Source organism: Kitasatospora sp. Xyl93, assembly GCF_055383135.1.
Genome location: NZ_AP029185.1, coordinates 2,222,364 through 2,244,287, shown reverse-complemented (window position 1 = coordinate 2,244,287; position 21,924 = coordinate 2,222,364). Strand labels below are relative to the sequence as shown.

Annotated in this window: 21 protein-coding genes; 11 read left to right on the top strand and 10 right to left on the bottom strand. The window is 71.5% G+C overall.

The genetic code is table 11. The features are described 5' to 3' along the window. Nucleotides 1-57: 57 nt before the first annotated feature. A complete protein-coding gene (gene nadA, locus ACZ5GH_RS09635; protein WP_387748812.1) occupies nucleotides 58-1,242 on the bottom strand; it encodes a quinolinate synthase NadA in 1,185 nt (394 codons plus the stop codon). A 221-nt stretch (nucleotides 1,243-1,463) separates the two neighbouring features. Here nadA and ACZ5GH_RS09630 point away from each other — a divergent pair, with 221 nt between their 5' ends. The 3 genes from ACZ5GH_RS09630 to ACZ5GH_RS09620 all read left to right on the top strand — a co-directional run bounded on the left by ACZ5GH_RS09630 (nucleotide 1,464) and on the right by ACZ5GH_RS09620 (nucleotide 4,555). Then, nucleotides 1,464-2,387, top strand: coding sequence for an NADP-dependent oxidoreductase (locus tag ACZ5GH_RS09630; RefSeq protein WP_387748814.1), 924 nt, complete (start codon nucleotides 1,464-1,466; stop codon nucleotides 2,385-2,387). A 149-nt stretch (nucleotides 2,388-2,536) separates the two neighbouring features. Continuing rightward, nucleotides 2,537-3,001, top strand: a complete 465-nt coding sequence (locus ACZ5GH_RS09625; protein ID WP_049651848.1) for an Lrp/AsnC family transcriptional regulator — start codon at nucleotides 2,537-2,539, stop codon at nucleotides 2,999-3,001. A gap of 186 nt (nucleotides 3,002-3,187) precedes the next feature. Continuing rightward, nucleotides 3,188-4,555: a pyridoxal phosphate-dependent decarboxylase family protein gene (locus ACZ5GH_RS09620; protein ID WP_387748816.1), complete on the top strand. Its 1,368-nt coding sequence runs from the start codon at nucleotides 3,188-3,190 to the stop codon at nucleotides 4,553-4,555. Nucleotides 4,556-4,617: 62 nt separating this feature from the next. On the opposite strand, the gene ACZ5GH_RS09615 is transcribed toward ACZ5GH_RS09620, so the two are convergent. Then, nucleotides 4,618-5,481 (bottom strand): GNAT family N-acetyltransferase, encoded by an 864-nt coding sequence (locus ACZ5GH_RS09615; RefSeq protein ID WP_387748818.1) that lies wholly within the window; start codon nucleotides 5,479-5,481, stop codon nucleotides 4,618-4,620. Nucleotides 5,482-5,723: 242 nt separating this feature from the next. On the opposite strand from ACZ5GH_RS09615, the gene erpA reads away from it, so the two are divergent. Continuing rightward, nucleotides 5,724-6,077 carry an iron-sulfur cluster insertion protein ErpA gene (gene erpA / locus ACZ5GH_RS09610; RefSeq protein WP_049651846.1) on the top strand — a complete coding sequence of 118 codons (354 nt, stop codon included), beginning with the start codon at nucleotides 5,724-5,726 and terminating at the stop codon, nucleotides 6,075-6,077. A 67-nt stretch (nucleotides 6,078-6,144) separates the two neighbouring features. Here erpA and ACZ5GH_RS09605 read toward each other — a convergent pair whose 3' ends face one another. Then, complete coding sequence (locus ACZ5GH_RS09605) at nucleotides 6,145-6,834, bottom strand: hypothetical protein (RefSeq protein WP_387748820.1); 690 nt, start codon at nucleotides 6,832-6,834, stop codon at nucleotides 6,145-6,147. A 169-nt stretch (nucleotides 6,835-7,003) separates the two neighbouring features. Beyond that, complete coding sequence (locus ACZ5GH_RS09600) at nucleotides 7,004-7,213, bottom strand: hypothetical protein (RefSeq protein WP_464333924.1); 210 nt, start codon at nucleotides 7,211-7,213, stop codon at nucleotides 7,004-7,006. A 273-nt stretch (nucleotides 7,214-7,486) separates the two neighbouring features. On the opposite strand from ACZ5GH_RS09600, the gene ACZ5GH_RS09595 reads away from it, so the two are divergent. Further along, nucleotides 7,487-8,464, top strand: coding sequence for a carbohydrate kinase family protein (locus ACZ5GH_RS09595; RefSeq protein WP_387748824.1), 978 nt, complete (start codon nucleotides 7,487-7,489; stop codon nucleotides 8,462-8,464). Here the strand turns inward: ACZ5GH_RS09595 and ACZ5GH_RS09590 are convergent. After that, nucleotides 8,457-10,133 carry an aminotransferase class V-fold PLP-dependent enzyme gene (locus ACZ5GH_RS09590; RefSeq protein WP_464333923.1) on the bottom strand — a complete coding sequence of 559 codons (1,677 nt, stop codon included), beginning with the start codon at nucleotides 10,131-10,133 and terminating at the stop codon, nucleotides 8,457-8,459. The genes ACZ5GH_RS09595 and ACZ5GH_RS09590 overlap by 8 nt on opposite strands. A 369-nt stretch (nucleotides 10,134-10,502) precedes the next feature. On the opposite strand from ACZ5GH_RS09590, the gene ctaC reads away from it, so the two are divergent. The 4 genes from ctaC to ACZ5GH_RS09570 all read left to right on the top strand — a co-directional run bounded on the left by ctaC (nucleotide 10,503) and on the right by ACZ5GH_RS09570 (nucleotide 14,992). Continuing rightward, nucleotides 10,503-11,357 (top strand): aa3-type cytochrome oxidase subunit II, encoded by an 855-nt coding sequence (gene ctaC / locus ACZ5GH_RS09585; RefSeq protein ID WP_387748827.1) that lies wholly within the window; start codon nucleotides 10,503-10,505, stop codon nucleotides 11,355-11,357. After that, a complete protein-coding gene (gene ctaD / locus ACZ5GH_RS09580) occupies nucleotides 11,354-13,129 on the top strand; it encodes an aa3-type cytochrome oxidase subunit I (protein ID WP_387748829.1) in 1,776 nt (591 codons plus the stop codon). Before ctaC ends, ctaD begins: the two co-directional genes overlap by 4 nt. Further along, on the top strand, nucleotides 13,129-13,545 hold the full coding sequence (locus tag ACZ5GH_RS09575) for a cytochrome c oxidase subunit 4 (protein WP_188297376.1): 417 nt from the start codon (nucleotides 13,129-13,131) through the stop codon (nucleotides 13,543-13,545). Before ctaD ends, ACZ5GH_RS09575 begins: the two co-directional genes overlap by 1 nt. A gap of 190 nt (nucleotides 13,546-13,735) precedes the next feature. Then, nucleotides 13,736-14,992, top strand: a complete 1,257-nt coding sequence (locus tag ACZ5GH_RS09570) for a L,D-transpeptidase (protein ID WP_387748832.1) — start codon at nucleotides 13,736-13,738, stop codon at nucleotides 14,990-14,992. A 29-nt stretch (nucleotides 14,993-15,021) separates the two neighbouring features. Here the strand turns inward: ACZ5GH_RS09570 and ACZ5GH_RS09565 are convergent, their stop codons facing one another. From ACZ5GH_RS09565 to ctaE, 5 genes are all read right to left on the bottom strand, one after another. Then, nucleotides 15,022-15,393 carry a GntR family transcriptional regulator gene (locus ACZ5GH_RS09565; RefSeq protein WP_387748834.1) on the bottom strand — a complete coding sequence of 124 codons (372 nt, stop codon included), beginning with the start codon at nucleotides 15,391-15,393 and terminating at the stop codon, nucleotides 15,022-15,024. Nucleotides 15,394-15,513: 120 nt separating this feature from the next. Then, nucleotides 15,514-17,178: a cytochrome bc1 complex cytochrome b subunit gene (qcrB, locus tag ACZ5GH_RS09560; RefSeq protein ID WP_387748836.1), complete on the bottom strand. Its 1,665-nt coding sequence runs from the start codon at nucleotides 17,176-17,178 to the stop codon at nucleotides 15,514-15,516. Further along, on the bottom strand, nucleotides 17,175-18,227 hold the full coding sequence (qcrA, locus tag ACZ5GH_RS09555; protein WP_387748838.1) for a cytochrome bc1 complex Rieske iron-sulfur subunit: 1,053 nt from the start codon (nucleotides 18,225-18,227) through the stop codon (nucleotides 17,175-17,177). Before qcrA ends, qcrB begins: the two co-directional genes overlap by 4 nt. An 8-nt stretch (nucleotides 18,228-18,235) precedes the next feature. Continuing rightward, on the bottom strand, nucleotides 18,236-19,045 hold the full coding sequence (qcrC, locus tag ACZ5GH_RS09550; protein ID WP_387748840.1) for a cytochrome bc1 complex diheme cytochrome c subunit: 810 nt from the start codon (nucleotides 19,043-19,045) through the stop codon (nucleotides 18,236-18,238). Nucleotides 19,046-19,232: 187 nt separating this feature from the next. Further along, entirely contained in the window at nucleotides 19,233-19,853 is a 621-nt protein-coding gene (gene ctaE / locus ACZ5GH_RS09545; protein ID WP_049651835.1) for an aa3-type cytochrome oxidase subunit III, read from the bottom strand. A gap of 396 nt (nucleotides 19,854-20,249) precedes the next feature. Between ctaE and ACZ5GH_RS09540 the strand changes: the two genes are divergently transcribed. Together ACZ5GH_RS09540 and trpD are read left to right on the top strand one after the other, a co-directional pair. After that, nucleotides 20,250-20,675 carry a response regulator gene (locus ACZ5GH_RS09540; protein ID WP_387748842.1) on the top strand — a complete coding sequence of 142 codons (426 nt, stop codon included), beginning with the start codon at nucleotides 20,250-20,252 and terminating at the stop codon, nucleotides 20,673-20,675. A gap of 117 nt (nucleotides 20,676-20,792) precedes the next feature. After that, nucleotides 20,793-21,869, top strand: a complete 1,077-nt coding sequence (gene trpD, locus ACZ5GH_RS09535) for an anthranilate phosphoribosyltransferase (protein ID WP_387748844.1) — start codon at nucleotides 20,793-20,795, stop codon at nucleotides 21,867-21,869. Nucleotides 21,870-21,924: the final 55 nt, after the last annotated feature.

Sequence of the window (21,924 nt, the reverse complement as noted above, 5' to 3'; positions counted from 1 at the left end):
CCTCAAGGCCGCTCGGGGCGGGACTCGCCCGCTCGCCTCCGGGGCGCTCGGGCGGGGCTACGGCAGGGCCAGCATCCGGTCCAGCGCCGCCTTGGCGTACTTCTCGGTCTCCGGGTCGACGGTGATCACGTTCGGCACCCGGCCGTCGACCAGCGACTCCAGCGCCCAGACCAGGTGCGGCAGGTCGATCCGGTTCATGGTCGAGCAGAAGCAGACCGCGCGGTCCAGGAAGACGATCTCCTTGTCCGGGTGCGCCTTGGCCAGGCGGCGGACCAGGTTCAGCTCGGTGCCGATGGCCCACTTGGAGCCGGGCTCGGCGGCGTCCAGCGCCTTGATGATGTACTCGGTCGAGCCCACCATGTCGGCGGCCGCGACGACCTCGTGCTTGCACTCGGGGTGGACCAGGACGGTCACGCCGGGGATCCGCTCGCGGACGTCGTTCACCGAGTCCAGGCTGAACCGGCCGTGCACCGAGCAGTGGCCGCGCCAGAGGATCATCTTCGCGTCCCGCAGCTGCTCGGCGGTCAGGCCGCCGTTCGGCCGGTGCGGGTTGTAGACGACGCAGTCGTCCAGCGAGAAGCCCATGTCCCGCACCGCGGTGTTGCGGCCGAGGTGCTGGTCGGGCAGGAAGAGCACCTTCTGGCCCTGCTCGAAGGCCCACTCCAGGGCGCGCTTGGCGTTGGAGGAGGTGCAGATGAGGCCGCCGTGCCGGCCGGTGAAGGCCTTGATGTCGGCGGAGGAGTTCATGTACGAGACCGGGACGGTCACGTCGGCTATGCCGGCGTCGGTCAGGACGTCCCAGCACTCGGCGACCTGCTCGGCGGTGGCCATGTCGGCCATCGAGCAGCCGGCCGCGAGGTCGGGGAGGACGACCTGCTGCCGCTCGCTGGTGAGGATGTCCGCGGACTCGGCCATGAAGTGCACGCCGCAGAAGACGATGTACTCGGCCTCGGGGCGGGCCGCCGCGTCGCGGGCGAGCTTGAAGGAGTCGCCGGTGACGTCGGCGAACTCGATCACCTCGTCGCGCTGGTAGTGGTGGCCGAGGATGAAGACGCGGTCGCCGAGCGCGGCCTTGGCCGCGCGGGCGCGCTCCACGAGGTTCGGGTCGGAGGCCGGGGGGAGGTCACCGGGGCATTCGACCCCGCGCTCGCTGTTCGGGTCGGCCTCGCGGCCGAGCAGCAGCAGAGCGAGCGGCGTCGGAGTGGGGTCGACGCCGTGGGTCTCGGTGATGGTGGTGGTCACGGGCGGGTGCCCTTCTGTGCGGCCGATCAAGCGGTGAAGCCTTTTCGTCTAACTGACGCTATCTATGATAACCGGTTAGCGTCAGAGTGACGATGGCCATCCTGTCGATGTGACGAGAACCGCTCGACAGAACGGACCCCTGGCGGGGCCGGATGCCCGGTTCGGGGGAGTACGGGCGTGGCCGAATCGATATGTCCGGGCCCCCGGGTATGGCTGGACCCATGAAGGCAATCGCGATCAACCGCTACGGCGGCCCCGAGGTGGTCGAGTACACCGACCTGCCGGACCCGAAGGTCGGGCCCGACTCCGTCCTGGTCGAGGTGCGGGCGGCCGGGGTGAACCCGGTGGACTGGAAGATCCGGGACGGCGCCCTGGACGGCCTCCTCGACGCGCACTTCCCGCTGGTCATGGGCTGGGACCTGGCCGGCGTGGTCCGCGCGGTCGGCGGCGGGATCACCGAGTTCGCCCCGGGCGACGAGGTGTACGGCTACGTCCGCAAGGACGCCGTCGAGCACGGCACCTACGCCGAGCTGGTCTCCGCCCCGGTCCGCACCCTGGCCCGCAAGCCGGCCGCGCTGGACTGGGCGCAGGCCGGCGGTCTGCCGCTGGCCGGGCTCACCGCGCTGCAGGGCCTGCGGGCGCTGCGCCTGGCCGAGGGGGAGACCGTCCTGGTGCACGCCGCCGCGGGCGGGGTCGGCCACCTGGCGGTGCAGCTGGCCCGGGCCGCCGGGGCCCGGGTGATCGGCACCGCGGCCGAGCGCAACCACGACTTCCTGCGCGGCCTCGGCGCCGAGCCGGTGGTGTACGGCGAGGGCCTGGCCGACCGGGTCCGGGCGCTCGCCCCCGACGGGGTGGACGCGGCGCTCGACCTGGTGGGCCACGGGGCCGTCCAGGTCTCGGTCGGCCTGGTGGCGGACCCGGCCCGGATCGCCTCGACCACGGACTTCGGGGTCAAGGCGCTCGGCGGCCGGTACGTCTGGGTCCGCCCGGACGCCGGCGACCTCGCCGAGCTGGCCCGGCTCGCCGACGACGGCCGGCTGACCGTCACCGTCGCCTCCACCTTCCCGCTGGCCCAGGCCGCCTCCGCCCAGGCGCTCAGCGCGGAGGGCCGCACCCGGGGGAAGATCGTGCTGCTGGTCCCCTGACGGCCGCCCGCCCGGTCGTCCACCGGCGGTGAACTCGGCCAGGTCATCCGCCAGAATGGTGAAGAACCGTTTCGGCGGCGGCAGCGGCATCAGCAGCCGCCGCCGGAGCGCCCCGCCGACCCTCGTACGACCCGTGGAGCCCCGCACCCATGACCAGCAGCCGAGCGCACGAGGTGGTCGGGGCCGACCTGGACGAGACCGACCGGCTCCTGCTCGCCCGGCTCGGCAGCGACGGCCGCGCCTCGTACGCCGAGATCGGCCTGCAGGTGAACCTCTCCGCCACCGCCGTGCGCCGCCGCATCGACCGGCTGCGGGCGCGCGGCGTGGTCCGGGGCTTCACCGTGGTGCTCGACCCCTCCGTGCTGGGCTGGCAGACCGAGGCCTTCGTCGAGGTCTACTGCCGCGAGCGCACCGCCCCCGAGGAGATCCTCGCCAGCCTGCGGCAGTTCCCCGAGGTGGTCGCCGCCTGGACGGTCACCGGCGACCCGGACGCCCTGGTCCACCTGCGGGCCGCCGACATGCGCCACCTGGAGGCCGTCATCGAACGCATCCGGCGCGAGCCCGGAGTGCAGCGCAGCCGCTCCTCGGTGGTGCTCTCCCAGCTCATCGGCTGACCGGCGGCACGGGTGCGCAGGAATCCTGCGCGGACCGGCCCGAAGACGCTCGAAACCTGCCTGACCAGCCGCGTTCCGACGCGCGGTGAGGCACCCGCGCTGCTTACGCTGATCATGTCCGGCCGTCGCGGTGAAGCGTCCCGCCGACCGGGCGCCCCCCGACACCCCACGCCGAGAGGGACAGCCGTGTCCGCAGCACCCGACCGCATGCACCGGCCCGACAACGACCTGGTCGACCTGGTTTTCGACTACATGCGGGAGCGGCTGCAGTACGACCCCGTCCCGCTCGACCACCCCGGTGACGGCGAGCACCTGCGCGCCCAGCTGGCCGGCCTGCTGAACCAGGACGGCAACGACCCGGTCGACGTGCTCAAGCTGTACGACCACGAGCTGTCCCGGGCGGTCATCTCCGCCGACAGCCCGCGCTACCTGTCCTTCATCCCGTGCGCCCCGACCAAGGCCGCGCTGCTGTTCGACATGGTCGTCTCCTGCGCCTCCCTGCAGGGCATCTCCTGGCTGGAGGCGGCCGGCGCGATCGCCGCCGAGAACCAGGTGCTGCGCCTGATCGCCGACCGCGCGGGCCTGCCCCAGTCGGCCGGCGGCACCTTCGTCTCCGGCGGCTCGGCGGGCAACCTCTCCGCCCTCGTGGTCGCCCGCGACACCGCCCGCCGTCGGCTCGGCGTCGGGCCGGAGGCGCGGCTGCGGATCGCGGTCGCCGACCAGGTGCACTCCTCGGTCAAGAACACCTTCAACATCATCGGCGTCGAGGCCTTCAAGGTCCCGACCGTCGACCGGCGGTTCACCGGCGAGGCGCTGCGCGCCGCGCTGGCCGCCGACCCGAACCCGGAGACGGTGATCGCCGTCGTCGGCACCGCCGGCACCACCAACGAGGGCATCGTCGACGACCTCAAGGGCCTGGCCGAGGTCGCCCGCGAGCGCGACCTCTGGTTCCACGTCGACGGCGCCTACGGCGGCGCGGGCCTGTTCGCCCCCTCGGTGCGCGAGCGCTACGAGGGCATCGAGCACGCCGACTCCTTCGTGGTCGACCCGCACAAGTGGCTGTTCGCCCCCTTCGACTGCGCCGCGCTGATCTACCGCAACCCGCAGCTCGCCCGCGCCGTGCACACCCAGGACGCCTCCTACCTGGACGTCCTGCACACCGAGGGCGACGAGTGGAACCCCACCGACTACGCCTACCACCTGACCCGGCGCGCCCGCGGCCTGCCGCTCTGGTTCTCGCTGGCCGTGCACGGCGTCCAGGCCTACACCGACGCCATCGAGGCCGGCCTCACCCTGGCCCGGGAGACCGCCCAGCTGATCCGCGAGACCGAGCACCTGGAGCTGCTGTTCGACCCGCAGCTGTCGGCGGTCTGCTTCAAGCGCACGGGCTGGACCAACGACGACTACTACCGCTGGTCGCAGCAGCTGCTCGCGGACCAGATCGGCTTCGTCACCCCCACCGGCTGGGACGGCGAGACGGTCGCCCGCTTCGCCTTCCTGCACCCGGGCACCACCATGGAGATGGTCCGGGAGATCCTGGACACCATGGTCTGATCCCGCTGAGCTCCGGACGTACGGCCCCCGCTCCGGCGGGGGCCGTACGCGTTCCCGCGGGCCTAGAGGAACGCCCCGCTCGGCAGGTAGGGCGTCGGCGGCCGCATCCCGCGCACCCCGACGAAGCCGCCGGCCCGGGCCGTCAGCCCGACCTCCAGCCCGACGTCCAGCGCCCACTCCTGCTCCGCGGTCAGGTGCTCCACCCGCGCCTCGACCCCGTCCGGCACCCGGGCCAGCGCCTCGCGCAGCAGTCGGGCGGCGATCCGCTTGCTGGTGGCCGCGAGCAGCCGCACCACCCCGCCGTCCCGGTAGCAGTAGCCGCTGCCGGCCAGCGCGTCGGCGATCAGCAGCTCCTCGAAGTGGCCCAGCATCAGTTCGTGGTCCGGCCCGTGCGCCGACCCGCGCAGCCGCCGGTCCACCGAGTCCAGCAGGTGCAGGTGGGTCGCGTTGCCGCGGTGCACCGGGATGTCCCCGGGGTCGAGCAGCCCGTCCCGGTCCACCCGTCCGGCCAGCCGCATCGCCGGGTGCAGGGTGAACCCGGCCAGCCGGTAGCGGCGGGCCGCGGCCGGGGAGTCCGCGGCGCAGACCATCCCGCGCAGGCAGCCCCGGGAGTGCGCCGCCGCCCGCTCCAGCAGCAGCCGCCCGACGCCCTTGCCCTGCGCGGACGGCCGGACGGCGTACAGCGAGGGCGCCCACAGGCCCTCCCGGCGGATCGACAGCACCGCCCCGACCGGCTCGCCGGCGCTCTCCGCCAGCCAGCAGCCCCCGGGGTCGGTGCGCGCCAGGTGCCTGGTCCGGGCCAGCCGCAGGGGCGTCGGCTCCGGCGCGGCCCCGGCCGGGGCGGAGGCGTCGGCGAACGCCGCGTCGGCGAGCTCCCGGACGGCCTCCGCGTCCGCGGCGGTGTCCCTGACCGGGCGAAGGATCATGAGGACCATCCTGGCGCCCGGCGGCCCGCCGCGGGGCCGCTTCGCCCGGATCGGCGGCTCGGGCGGTGACCCGTCCTCCGGCGGTGTGCGAGCATGGGGAGGGTAGGGGCCGGGTGGCACACCCGGCCCACGGATAACCAGCCGCGACACGCCCCAGAAATCCATCGCCGCCCGGGAAATGAAACCGGACGGCCGTTGGTTGGCACTGGCGGCAGACCGTCGTCAAGACCGGGAGAAAGCAGATGACCGTCCAGGACGAGACCACCGTCGAGAGTGGCATCCTCCTTACCGATGCCGCCGCGGCCAAGGTCAAGGCCCTGCTGGAGCAGGAAGGCCGCGAGGACCTCGCGCTGCGCGTCGCCGTCCAGCCCGGCGGCTGCTCCGGCCTGCGTTACCAGCTGTTCTTCGACGAGCGCTCGCTCGACGGCGACGTGATCAAGGACTTCGACGGGGTCAAGGTCGTCACCGACCGCATGAGCGCCCCGTACCTCGGTGGCGCCACCGTCGACTTCGTCGACACCATCGAGAAGCAGGGCTTCACCATCGACAACCCGAACGCCACCGGCTCCTGCGCCTGCGGCGACTCGTTCAGCTGAGCCCGCTGCGGAAGGCGGCCCCGGGGTGATCCTCGGGGCCGCCTTCCGTTGTCCGCCCGCGGCGCGCCTACCGCCCGGCGACGTCCGGGGTGACCGGGTCCGGCCCCATGTGCGGGTCGCCCTCCAGCGGCAGCTCCTGGCCGCTGGACTTGTCGACCACCGTCCGCCCGGCCAGTGGCGAGCGCAGGTCGGCCGAGACCGACTGCCGCTTGGCCAACGCGTTGCACACCTGCCCCGGCTGGACGGTGGGCGGCCCCGGTACGACCAGCACGTCCACCCGGCCCGGCTGGGACTCGTCCGCCTTCAGCGCGTACTGGGTGCAGACCCCGCCGAAGAAGTAGACGGTCAGCTTGGTGGTGCCGTCCACCCGGTAGGCGACCGGCGGACGGGCGGGCGCGTCCGAACCGTTCGGGTTCGGCTCGCCCACCGCGATCCCGTTGCCCGGGGGAGTGGCGGGAGCCGGCTGCCCGGGCGCGGGCGAGGCCGGGGTGGGCGTGAAGCCGGTCGGCGGCTGGGCCGGCTGCGCGGCGCCGGGGGAACTCCCCGTCGGCGCCGCCGAGGACGGGCTCGCGGAGCCGGCCGGGGCCTGCGGGGAGGTGCTCGCCGAGGCCGACGCGGCGGCCGAACCGCCCGCCGCCGAATCCGAGGCGGGCTTGCCGCCGCCGTCGCAGCCGGCCACCGTCACCACCGCCGCCAGCGCCAGACCCGCCAGGGCCACCGCCCGCCGACCGCGCCGGGGCATCGTCTCCAGATCCATCTGCACATCCTCCCGAGGACTCAGCGGTGCCGCCGCCTCGGCCGCTCCGCGCGGATGTGACGTGCTCCGGTCGGATCCGGTTCCGTACCGGTCCGATCCGGTTCCGTACCGGTCCGATCCGGTTGCGTACCGGGCGGATCCGGTACGGCGCGGCCCGTACGGCGCGGGCTCAGAAGCCGTACTCGGGCATCCCGGCCACCACCCGCAGCGCGCCGGAGGGCACCCGGACCCCGGCCGGCGCGGGGGCGACGGGCTCCGGGCCGGCCGCGACCTGCGGCCAGAACCGGCGCAGCCGCCGGGAGGAGTCCACCAGGGCGTCGAGCGTCTCGCCGTCCTCGCTCCGCAGAGCGGGCAGGGCGGCGCAGTGGTCGGTCATCATCGGGCATCGCTCCGATCCAGGGCCGTGGCCACGCTGCCACGGTCGACGACGGGCCCGTGCGACGGGCCCTCCAGGGCCGACCCTAGGCAGGGGCCCGGCCGCCCACCAGTGCTACCGGGAGGTAGTACACATTCGAGGGCAAGGGGTGCCACCATGGCCGTGCGGGCGGCAACTTGCGGCACTCCTGCCTGGGCGCTCCCCGGCGCCGGGTACCGTAGGTGGGTTCATCCCCGCCTGCCCGTTGGCCCCGCCGCCATCCTGAGGAGACCTTCCGTGCGTATCGCCGTCGCCGGCTCGATCGCCACCGACCACCTGATGACGTTCCCCGGCCGGTTCGCCGACCAGCTCGTCGCCGAGCAGCTGCACACCGTGTCGCTGTCCTTCCTGGTCGACACCCTGGACATCCGCCGCGGCGGCGTCGCGCCGAACATCGCCTTCGGCATGGGTGTGCTCGGGCTGCGCCCGGTCCTGGTCGGCGCCGCCGGCGCGGACTTCGCCGAGTACCGCAGCTGGCTGGAGCGCAACAACGTGGACTGCGACTCCGTCCACATCTCCGAGACCCGGCACACCGCGCGCTTCATGTGCACCACGGACGAGGACCACAACCAGATCGCCTCGTTCTACACCGGTGCCATGGCCGAGGCCCGCAACATCGAGCTGAAGCCGATCGCCGACCGCGTCGGCGGCCTGGACCTCGTCCTGGTCGGCGCCGACGACCCGCAGGGCATGGTCCGCCACACCCAGGAGTGCCGCACCCGCGGCTACGCCTTCGCCGCCGACCCCTCCCAGCAGCTGGCCCGCCTGGAGGGCGACGACATCCGCGAGATCGTCGACGGCGCCGCGTACCTCTTCACCAACGAGTACGAGGCCGCGCTGATCGAGAGCAAGACCGGCTGGGGCGCCGAGGAGCTGCTCACCCGCGTCGGCACCCGGGTCACCACCCTGGGCAGCAAGGGCGTCCGGATCGAGCGCAAGGGCGAGGAGCCGATCCTGGTCGGCTGCGCCAAGGAGGAGGCCAAGGTCGACCCGACCGGCGTCGGCGACGCCTTCCGCGCCGGCTTCCTGGCCGGCCTGTCCTGGGACCTCGACCTGGAGCGCTCCGCCCAGCTCGGCTGCATGCTCGCCACCCTGGTGATCGAGACCGTCGGCACCCAGGAGTACGAGCTGCGTCCGACCGCCTTCCTGAAGCGCTTCGAGGCGGCCTACGGAGCCGAGGCGGCCGCCGAGATCGGCGCGCACCTGGTCAAGTAGTCCGCCGGACGACGAGGTAGGCCGAGCCCCGGTCGCCGCCGTACTCGGCGGCCGGGGCCTCGCCCGCGTACTCCTGCCCGCGCATCTCGCACCAGGCCGGGATGTCCAGCCGGGCCGCCTCGTCGTCCGCCAGCACGGCGACCGTGCCGCCCGGCGGCACCTCGCCGATCCGCTTCGCCAGCTCGATCACCGGCAGCGGGCACCGCTTGCCCAGCGCGTCGATCACTGTTACTCGCCCGCTAGCTGCGACTCGCCCGCTCGCCTCCGGGCGCTCGGACCCGGTGCCGACGCTCCTCGCTCCGGCACTCGCTCCTTCGTCGGTCGCTTGTCGCTCCTCGCTTTCGGCACCGGCGCGCCCTGCGGCTCGGGGCGGGTGGGCGACTCGCCCGCTCGCTTCCGGGCGCTCGGACCCGGTGCCGACGCTCCTCGCTCCGGCACTCGCTCCTTCGTCGGTCGCTTGTCGCTCCTCGCTTTCGGCACCGGCGCGCCCTTCGGCTCGGGGCGGGTGGGACCGGGCCGGTTCCGCCGCCTCCGGCGCGGGCAGGTCCAGCCCGAGCGGTGCCCGGACGCCGGCCACCAGGTCGGGCAGCACCGCGAGGAAGCGCTCCACGTCGGCCTCGGCCGCCCCGTACGGCAGCGAGACCCGGACGTTCCCCTCGGTGAGCACTCCCATCGCCGCCAGCACATGGCTGGGCGTCAGCGTGGACGAGGTGCAGGAGGAGCCGGAGGAGACCGCGAAGCCCGCCCGGTCCAGCTCGGTCAGCAGCACCTCCCCGTCCACGTACAGGCAGGAGAAGGTGACGATGTGCGGCAGCCGCCGCACCGGGTCGCCGACCACCTCGACCTCGGGCACCAGCCGCGGCACCCGGGTGCGGATCCGCTCCACCAGCGCGTGCAGCCGGGCGTTCTCCTGCTCGGCCTCGGCCCGTACCGCGCGCAGCGAGGCGGCCGCGGCCACGATCGCCGGCACGTTGACGTAGCCGGGCACCCGGCCGCCCTCGCGCTCGTCGGCCGGCAGCGGCGAGGCGTACCGGACGCCCTTGCGCACCGCCAGTACCCCGACCCCCGGCGGCCCGCCCCACTTGTGGGCGCTGGCGGTCAGCAGCGACCAGCCCGCCGGGACGTCCGTCCGGCCGGCGCTCTGCGCCGCGTCGACCAGCAGCGGGACACCGGTCCCGGCGCACAGCTCGGCGACCTCGCCGAGTGGCTGCACCGTCCCGACCTCGTGGTTGGCGCTCTGCACCGCGGCCAGCGCGGTGTCCGGGCGCAGCAGCGCGCCGAACGCCGCCGGGTCGACCCGGCCGCCCCGGTCCACCGGCGCCACCGACACCTCGCCCCCGGCGCCCTGGTGGCGCTCGGCGACGTGCAGCACGCTGGAGTGCTCCACGGCGGAGTGCACGAAGTGGCCGCCGCGCCGCCGGTTGCCGGTCAGCGCGCCCAGCAGGCCGAGCTGGACGGCCTGGGTGCCGCTCGCGGTGAAGGCGATCTCGTCCGCCCGGGCGCCCAGCACCGCGGCGACCGTCTCGCGGGCGGCGTCCAGCAGCATCCGGGCCTGTCGGCCGGAGCGGTAGAGCCGGGCCGGATCGGCCCAGCCCTCGTCCAGGGCGGCGGTCAGTGCCTGCCGCGCGACGGGGTGCAGAGGGGCCGTCGAGGCCGCGTCGAAGTACACGGTCACATTTAACGACACACCCGGCCCGTGGTCCGGCCCGTCCGCGCGGCTCACCCACCGTCAGTCGATCATCCCGAATGTCCGCTTCGTCCGCGTCCGACGGGCCGTCACGGGCGACGTCCGAGGTCATCCCCCGATCGGGCGTACGGACCTCGAATGCCTACGATGACCTGCGACGCAGCCCCCACCGGGCCTGATCGGGCTAGCGGGCGGCGCGTTACCGGGGGCTGCCCGTCAGGAGCGCATAAGGCTGGAGTAGGGTTTGGCCCGCATAAGCATTCAAACCGTGCCCGTGGACGGGTCGCCGGGGAGGCTCACACTCCTCCCCGGGGCGACGCGAAGGCGGGCGAGACTTCGGGAAGGCGCTACGTGAGTCCCAACGGCTCCGACCGCTCGCCGCGGCGCACGATGCGGCGGAAGCTGCCTCAGGCGCTGGCACTGGGCCTCGTCATCGCGACCGCCACCGGCTGCTCGGCCAACGACCTCCCCAGGCTTGGCCTCCCGAGCCCCGTCACCAAGGAAGGGCCGATGGTCCTCCAGATGTGGCAGGGGTCCTGGATCGCGGCGCTGGTGGTCGGCGTACTGATGTGGGGTCTGATCATCTGGAGCGTGGTCTTCCACCGCCGCAAGCGCACCGGTGTGGAGATCCCCCCGCAGACCCGGTACAACGTGCCCATCGAGGCGCTCTACACCGCGGTCCCCATCATCATCGTCTCGGTGCTCTTCTACTTCGTCGCCCGCGACGAGTCGAAGCTGATCGCCACCTCCGAGAAGCCGCAGCACTACGTCAACGTGGTCGGCTTCCAGTGGAGCTGGGCGTTCAACTACGAGAACACCGAGACCCCCGACCCGGCCAACAAGGACGCCGCCTACGAGGTCGGTACTCCCAAGGACGCTCCGACGCTCTGGCTGCCGGTCAACGAGACGGTTCAGTTCCGCCTCACCTCGCGTGACGTCATCCACGACTTCTGGCCCGTCAACTTCATGATGAAGATGGACGTCGTGCCGGGCGTGGTGAACAAGTTCGAGGTCACGCCGACCGTCAAGGGCGAGTACATGGGCAAGTGCGCCGAGCTCTGCGGCGTCGACCACTCGCGCATGCTGTTCAACGTCAAGGTCGTCGACCGCGCCGACTACGACAAGCACCTGGCCGATCTTCGCGCCAAGGGCCAGAACGGTGCGGTGCCCTCCGGCCTGATCAGCATGGGAAGTGAAGAGAAGTGACAATCCTCAACGAGCCCGCCGCGGCCGGCGGGGGCGCCGAGGCCGTCACGGTCGGGGCGCAGCGGACCCGGAAGCCGGGTTCGACCATCATCAAGTGGCTGACCACCACGGACCACAAGACGATCGGCACGCTGTACCTGGCCACGTCGTTCGCCTTCTTCCTGATCGGCGGCATCCTCGCCCTGGTCATGCGCGCCGAGCTGGCTCGTCCCGGGACCCAGATCCTGTCGAACGAGCAGTTCAACCAGGCGTTCACGATGCACGGCACGATCATGCTGCTGATGTTCGCGACGCCGCTCTTCGCCGGCTTCGCGAACTGGATCATGCCGCTCCAGATCGGCGCCCCGGACGTGGCGTTCCCGCGTCTGAACATGTTCGCGTACTGGCTGTACCTCTTCGGTTCGACCATCGCGGTCGCGGGCTTCCTGACCCCGAACGGCGCCGCCAACTTCGGCTGGTTCGCCTACTCCCCGCTGTCCGACGCGGTGCACTCGCCCGGCATCGGCGGCGACATGTGGATCATGGGTCTGGCCTTCTCCGGCTTCGGCACGATCCTCGGTGCGGTCAACTTCATCACCACGATCATCTGCATGCGCGCGCCCGGCATGACGATGTTCCGGATGTCGATCTTCGTCTGGAACGTCCTGCTGACCTCGGTGCTGGTCCTGCTGGCCTTCCCGGTGCTCGCCGCCGCGCTGTTCGCCCTGGAGGCGGACCGCAAGTTCGGTGCCCACGTCTTCGACCCGGCCAACGGCGGGGCGATGCTCTGGCAGCACCTGTTCTGGTTCTTCGGCCACCCCGAGGTGTACATCATCGCGCTGCCGTTCTTCGGCATCGTGTCGGAGATCATCCCGGTCTTCAGCCGCAAGCCGATGTTCGGCTACTCCGGCCTGATCGCGGCCACCATCGCGATCGCCGGTCTGTCCGTGACGGTGTGGGCGCACCACATGTACGTCACCGGACAGGTACTGCTGCCGTTCTTCTCCTTCATGACCTTCCTGATCGCGGTCCCGACCGGTGTGAAGTTCTTCAACTGGGTCGGCACCATGTGGAAGGGCTCGCTGAGCTTCGAGACCCCGATGCTCTGGACGGTCGGCTTCCTGGTCACCTTCCTCTTCGGCGGTCTGACCGGTGTCCTGCTGGCCTCCCCGCCGATCGACTTCCACGTCTCGGACTCGTACTTCGTCGTCGCGCACTTCCACTACGTGGTCTTCGGCACCGTCGTCTTCGCGATGTTCGCCGGCTTCCACTTCTGGTGGCCGAAGATGACCGGCAAGATGCTGGACGAGCGCCTCGGCAAGATCACCTTCTGGACGCTGTTCGTCGGCTTCCACACCACCTTCCTGGTGCAGCACTGGCTCGGCGCGGAGGGCATGCCCCGCCGCTACGCCGACTACCTGAACTCGGACGGCTTCACCACCCTGAACACCGTCTCGACCATCGGCTCCTTCGTGCTGGGCCTGTCGATCCTGCCGTTCCTCTACAACGTCTGGAAGACCGCCAAGTACGGCGAGAAGGTCACCGTGGACGACCCGTGGGGCTTCGGCCGCTCGCTGGAGTGGGCGACCTCCTGCCCGCCGCCGCGGCACAACTTCCTCACCCTTCCGCGGATCCGCTCCGAATCCCCGGCCTTCGACCTCCACCACCCGGAGATCGCCGCGCTGGACTACCTGGAGAACCACGGCGAGCCGGCCAAGCACCTCGCCGGCGTGACCCCGGCGAAGTACGACGCCCCGCAGCTGGGCAAGGGCAAGAAGGAGGGCGACGCCTGATGAAGGAACAGGGAAAGATCTTCCTGGGCCTGTCGGTCTTCGTGCTGGCGATGGCCCTGACCTACGGTCTGTGGACCAACCACTCGGACCTCGGCATCGAGGCCGCCGGCACCACCGCGCTGTTCCTGGCCTTCGGCCTCTGCGCGTTCATCGGGTACTACCTCGCCTTCACCGCCCGCCGGGTGGACAGCGGCGCGGGTGACAACCCCGAGGCCGAGGTCGCGGACGACTCCGGCGAGCTGGGCTTCTTCGCCCCGCACAGCTGGCAGCCGCTCTCGCTGGCGCTCGGTGGCGCGCTCGCCTTCCTGGGCGTGATCTTCGGCTGGTGGCTGATGTTCTGGGCCGCCCCGATCATCCTGATCGGCATCTTCGGATGGGTCTTCGAGTTCTACCGGGGCGAGAACCAGAACCAGTAGGGTTCCCGCTTCCGGCACCAGGGCCGGTCCTCCCGCACGGGAGGGCCGGCCCTGCTGCGTGCCCGGCCTCCCGCTGCGTCCCCGGGATGACGGCTTCACTCCGGCGGGTGAACCGGAAGTCCCCCGGATGTCGCTTCGGCAAGGGGCGTTCCTACGATCTGATCAATCGTGCGAACCCTCGGAGGCGGTCATGGCCGACAGGCGTGGAATCGCAGCTCTCGGCGGCATCTCGCTGGCCCTCGCAGTACTGGCCCCGCTGTCCGCCTGCACGGCCGGGGACGACGAGCCCGTCGGACCGCACCGGATCGACGCGGCCCCGCTGGTCCACCTCTCGGCGGACGGCAAGGCCGACCCCTCGCAGCCGGTCACCGTGACCGCCGTCCAGGGCAGCCGGCTCACCGACGTCACCGTGGTCGGCCCGGACGGCCGGGTGGTCGCCGGGAAGCTCGCCGAGGACCAGTCCAGCTGGCAGACCACCGGCCGGCTGAAGGCCGCGACCTCGTACACGGTGCGGATCTCCGCCGACGACGGCAAGGGCGGCCGCGGTGACACCACCGCGAGCTTCAGCACCGTCGCCGCCCAGCGCCTGCTCACCGCCAAGCTGGGCCCGGACTCCTCCGGCAGCGGCGTCTACGGGGTGGGCCAGCCGCTCACCGTGCAGCTCTCCGAGGCGGTGAAGGAGCCGCAGGCCCGCCAGGAGGTCGAGCGCGTTCTGACCGTCGGCTCCCAGCCCTCCGTCACCGGCGCCTGGTACTGGGTGGACGACAAGAACCTGCACTTCCGCCCGCAGGACTACTGGCCGGCCGGCACGACCGTTTCGCTGGCCTTCGACGGCACCGGCAGCCGGATAGCGGACGGCCTCTACGGCGGCGACCGCAGCGCGCTGAAGCTGCGGATAGGCGAACGGGTGGAGTCGGTGATCGACGCGGCCGCCCACGAGCTCACCCTGAAGCGCGACGGCGAGGTGCTGCGGACCATCCCGGTCACCACCGGCAAGCCCGGCTTCGACACCCGCAACGGCGTCAAGGTGGTGCTCGGCCAGGAGCGGGCGGTCCGGATGAACGGCGAGACCATCGGGATAGCCGCGGGCAGCACGGAGGCGTACGACCTCGACGTGCTGTGGGCCACCCGGGTGACCTGGAGCGGCGAGTACGTCCACGCGGCGCCCTGGTCGGTCGGCTCGCAGGGCGTCGACAACGTCAGCCACGGCTGTACCGGCATGAGCACCGAGAACGCCCAGTGGTTCTACCAGCACACCCGGGTGGGGGACCTGGTGACGGTGGTGAACAGCCGTGGTGCCGTGATGGAGCCCTTCGGCAACGGCTTCGGGGACTGGAACGTCGACTGGACGGACTGGGTCAAGCACAGCGCCTCCGGACAGCCCGTCAGCACCACCGCGCCGCCCTCCCAGGCCCCCGCCTCGGGGATGATCCGTCCCGAGCTCTGACGGCCCCCGGAGGGCCGCTCCAGGGCCCGTCAGTCCCGCGGGTAGGCCAGCCGCAGCGCGGTGTCCACGGCGGCCAGGGCGTCCGCGCGGGAGACGCCCAGGCGGCTCGCCCGGGCGGCGTACTCGGCGGCGGCCTCGGCGGCCAGCCGGTGGGCGGCGTCCCCGGTGGCGGCGATCAGCGTCCCGCGCCGGCCGTGGGTCTCCACCACGCCGTCCGCCTCCAGCTCCCGGTAGGCCCGGGCGACGGTGCCGGCGGCCAGCCCCAGGTCCTCGGCCAGCGCCCGGACGGTGGGCAGCCGCAGCCCGGTCGGAAGCTCGCCGGAGCGGGCCCGCTCGGCGATCTGGGCGCGGATCTGCTCGTACGGGGGAGTGGCCGAGGCGGGGTCGACGGAGAGCTGCACGGTGGCCTCCTGGTGGCGCGGTCGGGTGCGGGGCTTGGCACGTACGGGAAAGGCCGAGGGCCGCCGACCAGAAGAACTCTGGTCAGCGGCCCTCGGGGTGACGCGGTGGTGCCTACGGGATCAGTGGTGGCCGTGGCCGCTGGTGATCTCGTGGTGCTCCTCGGCGGTCGGCTTGGGGATCTGGCCGCCCTCGCCGTAGAAGCCGCGGGAGAGCTTGGCCCGGGTGCGGGTGAGGACGCCGGCCTTGCGGGCCACGCCGTTCTCGTCCGTCTGGGCCGGCAGCTCGACCGGCTGGATCTGCTCGTGCGCGGTGAGCTTGTACAGGTCCTGCTGCGGCAGCTGGGCGTGCACCTCGACGAACTCGCCGTGCGGCAGGCGCTTGATGACGCCCGTCTCGCGGCCGTGCAGCACCTTCTCCTTGTCACGGCGCTGGAGGCCGAGGCACCAGCGCTTGGTGATGATGAAGACGAGGACCGGGACGACGAACATGCCGACGCGGACGAAGTACGTCACCGAGTTGATCGACAGGTGCAGGTGGGTGGCGAACAGGTCGTTGCCGCCGGCCGCGAGCAGGATCAGGTAGAGGCTGATCCAGGCGGCGCCCAGCGCGGTGCGGACCGGGGCGTTGCGCGGACGGTCCAGGATGTGGTGCTCGCGCTTGTCGCCGGTGATCCAGCCCTCGATGAAGGGGTAGGCGGCGATCGAGACCAGCACCAGCGGGAAGACGACCATCAGCGGGACGATCACGCCCAGGTTGAGGGTGTGGCCGCCCCAGACGCTGATCTCCCAGCCCGGCATGATGCGGATCAGGCCTTCGGAGAAGCCCATGTACCAGTCGGGCTGGGCGTCGGTGGAGACCTGGTCCGGACGGTACGGGCCGTACGCCCAGATCGGGTTGATCGTGGCGATCGCCGAGACGACCGCGATCAGGCCGAAGACCAGGAAGAAGAAGCCACCGGCCTTGGCCATGTAGACCGGCATCAGCGGCATGCCGACGACGTTCTTCTCGGTCTTGCCCGGGCCCGCCCACTGGGTGTGCTTGTGGTAGAAGACCAGGATCAGGTGCGCGACCAGCAGGCCGAGCATGATGCCGGGGATCAGCAGCACGTGGATGGTGAAGAACCGCGGCACGATCTCGGTGCCGGGGAACTCGCCGCCGAACAGGAACATCTGGATGTACGTGCCGACCAGCGGCGTCGCCAGGACGGCGCCCTCCATGAACCGGATGCCGGTGCCGGAGAGCAGGTCGTCGGGCAGCGAGTAGCCGAAGAAGCCGTCGAACATGCCGAGGACCAGCAGCAGGAAGCCGAAGACCCAGTTGATCTCGCGCGGCTTGCGGAACGCGCCGGTGAAGAAGACGCGCATCATGTGCACGAACATCGCCGCCACGAAGACCAGGGCGGCCCAGTGGTGGATCTGGCGGATCAGCAGACCGCCGCGGATCTCGAAGCTGATGTCCACCGTGGAGGCGTAGGCCTCCGACATCGGGATGCCCTTGAGCGGCACGTACGAGCCGTCGTAGACGACCTCGGCCATCGAGGGCTTGAAGAACAGTGTCAGGTAGACACCGGTCAGGATGATGATGATGAACGTGTAGAGGCAGATCTCGCCCAGCATGAAGGACCAGTGGTCCGGGAAGATCTTCCGCAGGTTGGCCTTGGCGAGGGAGTAGATCCCCAGCCGGCCGTCAGTCCAGTCAGCCGCGGCCTCCCACTTGTTGGCGGGCTTGGCGCGCGTGCTGGAGGGCTTGGCGGCACCGGTCGTGGTGCTGCTCGCGCTACTCATCGAGCACGCTCCCAGTAGCTCGGGCCGACGGGCTCCGCGAAGTCGCCGGTGGCGACCAGGTTGCCCTTCTCGTCAGTGGTGATCTTCAGCTGCGGCAGCGGGTGGCCGGCCGGGCCGAAGATGACGCGGGCGCCGTCCGCCAGGTCGAAGGTCGACTGGTGGCAGGGGCAGAGCGCGTGGTGGGTCTGCTGCTCGTACAGGCTGATCGGGCAGCCGACGTGGGTGCAGATCTTGGAGTAGGCGAGGATGCCCTCGAAGCCCAGCTCCTTGGACTTCTCGTCCTTGATGTCCTCGGGCGCGATGCGGACCAGCATCAGGGCGTCCTTGGCGATCCGCTGCTGGAAGTCCTCGTCGTGCGTGGACAGGCCCTCCGGCATGGCGAAGGTGAGCGAGCCGACGACGATGTCCTCGGGCTTCATCGGCTGCATGGTGTTCATGTTGACCAGCGGCAGCGGCTTGGCCTCGGTCGCCTCCTTCCAGCCGGTCTCCTTGAGCTTCTTCTCGGGCAGCGGGCCGAGGTCACGGAGCAGGACCACGCCGGAGAGCGGGACCAGCGCCATGGAGCCGATCAGGGTGTTGCGGATCATCTTGCGGCGACCGAAGCCGGACTCGGCGGCACCGGTCTTGAACTGCTCGATGACGTCGGCGCGGACCTCCTCGGAGGCCTCGATCGGGTGGCGCTCGGCCGGGATCTCGACGTCCGACATCAGGGTGCGGGCCCAGTGGACCGCGCCCGCGCCGATCATGAACAGCGCGACGCCCAGGGTCAGGCCGAGCGCGAAGTTCAGCGCGCTGACGTGACCGAGCGGGAAGATGTAGACGATCTTGTCCGGGTCGATGGCCACGTACGAGGCGATGAAGCCGACGGTGGCGAGCATCGAGACCACGAACATCAGCGAGACCTGGCGCTCGGCGCGCTGGGCGGCCCGCTCGTCGATGTCGGTGCGCCGGGGCTCGTGGGCCGGCAGGCCCGGGTCGGCGAACGGGCTGCCGTGGTCGGCCACCTCGCCGGCGGAGCCGTGCGGCTCCGGGAGCTTCTCTTCTGACATGTCGTGGCTCATGACTTCTTGGCCTTGGTGGTGTGGGCGGCGACCCAGATCGCGACCGCGATGAGCGTGCCGAGGCCGAAGATCCAGCCGAACAGACCCTCGGTCACCGGACCGAGGCTGCCCAGGGTGAGACCGCCGGGGTTGGGCTCATCGTTGGTGGTGTGGCGGACGAAGGCCACGATCTGCTTCTTCTGCTCCTCGGGCATGGTGGTGTCCGGGAACGACGGCATGTTCTGCGGGCCGGTCTGCATGGCCTCGTAGATGTGCTTGGCGTCCACGCCCTCCAGCGACGGGGCGTACTTGCCCTTGGTCAGGGCACCGCCCTGGCCGGCGAAGTTGTGGCACTGGGCGCAGTTGGTGCGGAACAGCTCGCCACCCTTGGAGATGTCCTCGGGGTTGGTCGAGGTGAACTGCTCCTCCTTCGGGGTCACCGGGCCGGGGCCGAGGGAGGCGACGTAGGCGGCGAGCTGGTCGATCTCGGCCTGCGTGTAGATGTTCTTCTTGCGCGGGACCTGGGCGCCGGGCTGCTGGGCCGGCATGCGGCCGGTGCCGACCTGGAAGTCGACAGCGGCGGAGCCGACGCCGACCAGGCTCGGACCGTCACTGCTGCCCTGGCCGTTCAGGCCGTGGCAGGAGGAGCAGCCCACGGCGAAGAGCTTCTTGCCCTCATCGATCGCGAGCGACTGCGCGGCGACGTCGGCCTGCGCCTTGTCGGCGGGCGCGAACGCGGCGTACAGCCCCCCGGTTGCCGCCAGGGCGAGAAGTAGGACGACCAGCGCCGCCAATGGGTGGCGCCGTCGTGCGGAGAGCTTTTTCACGGAATAACCCCGGTGTCAGGATCTGGTCGACTGGTGGGTGCACCCGGCGGCCGGTCTGGCCGGCACGAGGCTGCCTGTCTAGGGCTGCGCGCGCGGTCGGTCGGTGGGAGCGTCGGCACCGGCAGAAGCGGCCCGTCGCCGGTGAGGGCGGGGGCCGCAGCCGGTGGCCAGCGACCTGATCAGCTGGTTACTTGATCAGGTAGATGGTCGCGAACAGGCCGATCCACACGACGTCGACGAAGTGCCAGTAGTACGACACGACGATCGCGGCGGTGGCCTGCTCGTGCGTGAAGCGCTTGGCTGCGTACGTCCGTCCCAGGACCAGCAGGAAGGCGATCAGACCACCCGTCACGTGCAGCCCGTGGAAGCCGGTGGTCAGGTAGAACACCGTGCCGTACGGGTCGGAGGACAGCGAGAGGCCGTCCTTCTTGACCAGCTCGGTGTACTCGAAGACCTGGCCGCCGATGAAGACCGCGCCCATGGCGAACGTGAGGATGAACCACGCCCGGAGCTTCTTCACGTCACCGCGCTCGGCAGCGAACACGCCGAGCTGGCAGGTGAGCGAGGAGAGCACCAGGATCGTGGTGTTGACCGAGGAGAAGGGCACGTTGAGGGCGTGGGCCTTCTCGGTCCAGAACTCCGGCCCCTTGACGGAGCGGAGCGTGAAGTACATCGCGAAGAGGGCCGCGAAGAACATCAACTCGGAACTGAGCCAGACGATCGTTCCGACGCTGACCATGTTCGGCCGGTTGACCGATCCGTGCGCGTGCCCGGTTTCTACTGCTGTTGCTGTCGCCACGACGGACATTATGTCGGTCCCTTATTCCGTCTTCACGTCGGGGGGTGTCCCTCGGAGTGTCCGGTGCGTGCGGTATGCCCGCTTGGGGGGCGACGGGGTGTCCGGACGGGGGCTGAGCAGCGGCGTGTCCCTTTTCTGACGGTTCCTCGGAGGGGCCCGCGACCCCGTTGCCCGGCGCGTCGTTGCCCGGTCGGAGTAGCCGTAGGAGGTAGGGGAGCGGGCGCCGGGTCGGCCGTACGGGTGGACTGGGCGGGGTCGGGTGACGGGCCGTCCTCCGGGCGAGTGAGCCCGGGGCGCGGCGGTTCGGGGAGGAACGTGCGCGAGGGGGGCTCGGCGGCGGGTGATCCGGAGTAGCATCCGGATCAGGCGAACGTGGTCCGGATCACACTTGAGGGAGCAGGGCCCATGGCGTACACGACCGATGAGACGCTCACCGTCCTCGTCTACAGCGACGACCGCAACACCCGTGAGCAGGTGCTGACGGCGCTCGGCCGCCGGCCCGCCGAGGATCTTCCGGAACTGTCCTACCTGGAGTGCGCGACCACCCCCGCGGTGCTCAAGGCGCTGGAGAAGGGGGGAGTGGACCTCTGCGTGCTGGACGGCGAGGCCGTCCCGGCCGGCGGGCTGGGCCTCGGGCGCCAGCTCAAGGACGAGATCTACGGCTGCCCGCCGGTGCTGGTGCTGATCGGCCGGCCGCAGGACTCCTGGCTCGCCGCCTGGAGCCGGGCGGACGCCGCCATCTCCCACCCGGTGGACCCGGTGGCGCTGGCCGAGGCGGCCGCCGTCCTGCTGCGGGCGAGGGTGGCGAAGCGGACTCCGGCCGTCCGCTGAAGTCCGCCCGGCAACTAGAAAAGACGGGGTTAGAAGCGACCGCTTCGCTCGATAGGCTGGCTCCATCCGTACGGACGTCCCCCCGGAGCGGGGAACCGACAACAGCTGGAGTCAGCCATGGTGAACGTGAACCCTGCGAACGGCGGTAGCGACCCCGCGCAGGTGGTCCGCACCTGGCCGGACATCCTGTCGGCGCTGCTGCAGGGGGAGGACCTCGACCGCTCGTCCACCGCGTGGGCGATGGACCGGATCATGAGCGGCGAGGCGTCCCCCGTCCAGGTGGCCGGGTTCATGGTCGCGCTGCGGGCCAAGGGCGAGTCGGTCGAGGAGATCGCCGGCCTGGTCGACGCGATGTACGAGCACGCCGAGCCGCTGGACATCCCCGGCCCGGCCGTGGACATCGTCGGCACCGGCGGGGACCGGGCGAAGACCGTCAACATCTCCACCATGTCGGCGATCGTCGCGGCGGCCGCCGGCGCCAAGGTGGTCAAGCACGGCAACCGGTCGGCCTCCTCGACCAGCGGCTCCTCGGACGTGCTGGAGAAGCTCGGCGTGGCGCTGGACCTCTCCTCCCGGCGGGTCGCCGAGGTGGCCGAGGAGGTCGGGCTCACCTTCTGCTTCGCGGCGAAGTTCCACCCCTCGATGCGGCACGCCGCCACCGCCCGGCGCGACCTCGGGGTGCCGACCGCCTTCAACATCCTCGGTCCGCTGACCAACCCGGCCAAGGTCACCGCGCACGCCATCGGCTGCTTCGACACCCGGCTGGCCGGGCTGATCGCCGGGGTGCTGGCCCGGCGGGGCGCGACGGCGCTGGTCTTCCGCGGCGACGACGGGCTGGACGAGCTGACCATCACCACCACCTCGCAGGTGTGGCTGGTGCGCGACGGGGTGGTCACCGAGACCACCTTCGACCCGCGGGACGTCGGCATCGAGCTGGTCGGCATCGAGGCGCTGCGCGGGGCGGACGCCTCGTACAACGCCGAGGTCGCGCGGCGGCTGCTGGCGGGGGAGCACGGGCCGGTGCGGGACGCCGTCCTGCTGAACACGGCGGCCGCGCTGGTCGCGCTGGACCTCGGCGACGCGCCGCTGGGCGAGCAGCTGGCGGCCGGCATGGAGCGGGCCGCGAAGGCGATCGACTCGGGCGCCGCGCAGGACCTGCTGCGGCGCTGGTCGGAGGCCACCAGCCGGATCTGAGACGGCAGTTGGGGAGCCCGGGCCGGGTACGCCGGCCCGGGCTCCGGTGCTGTCC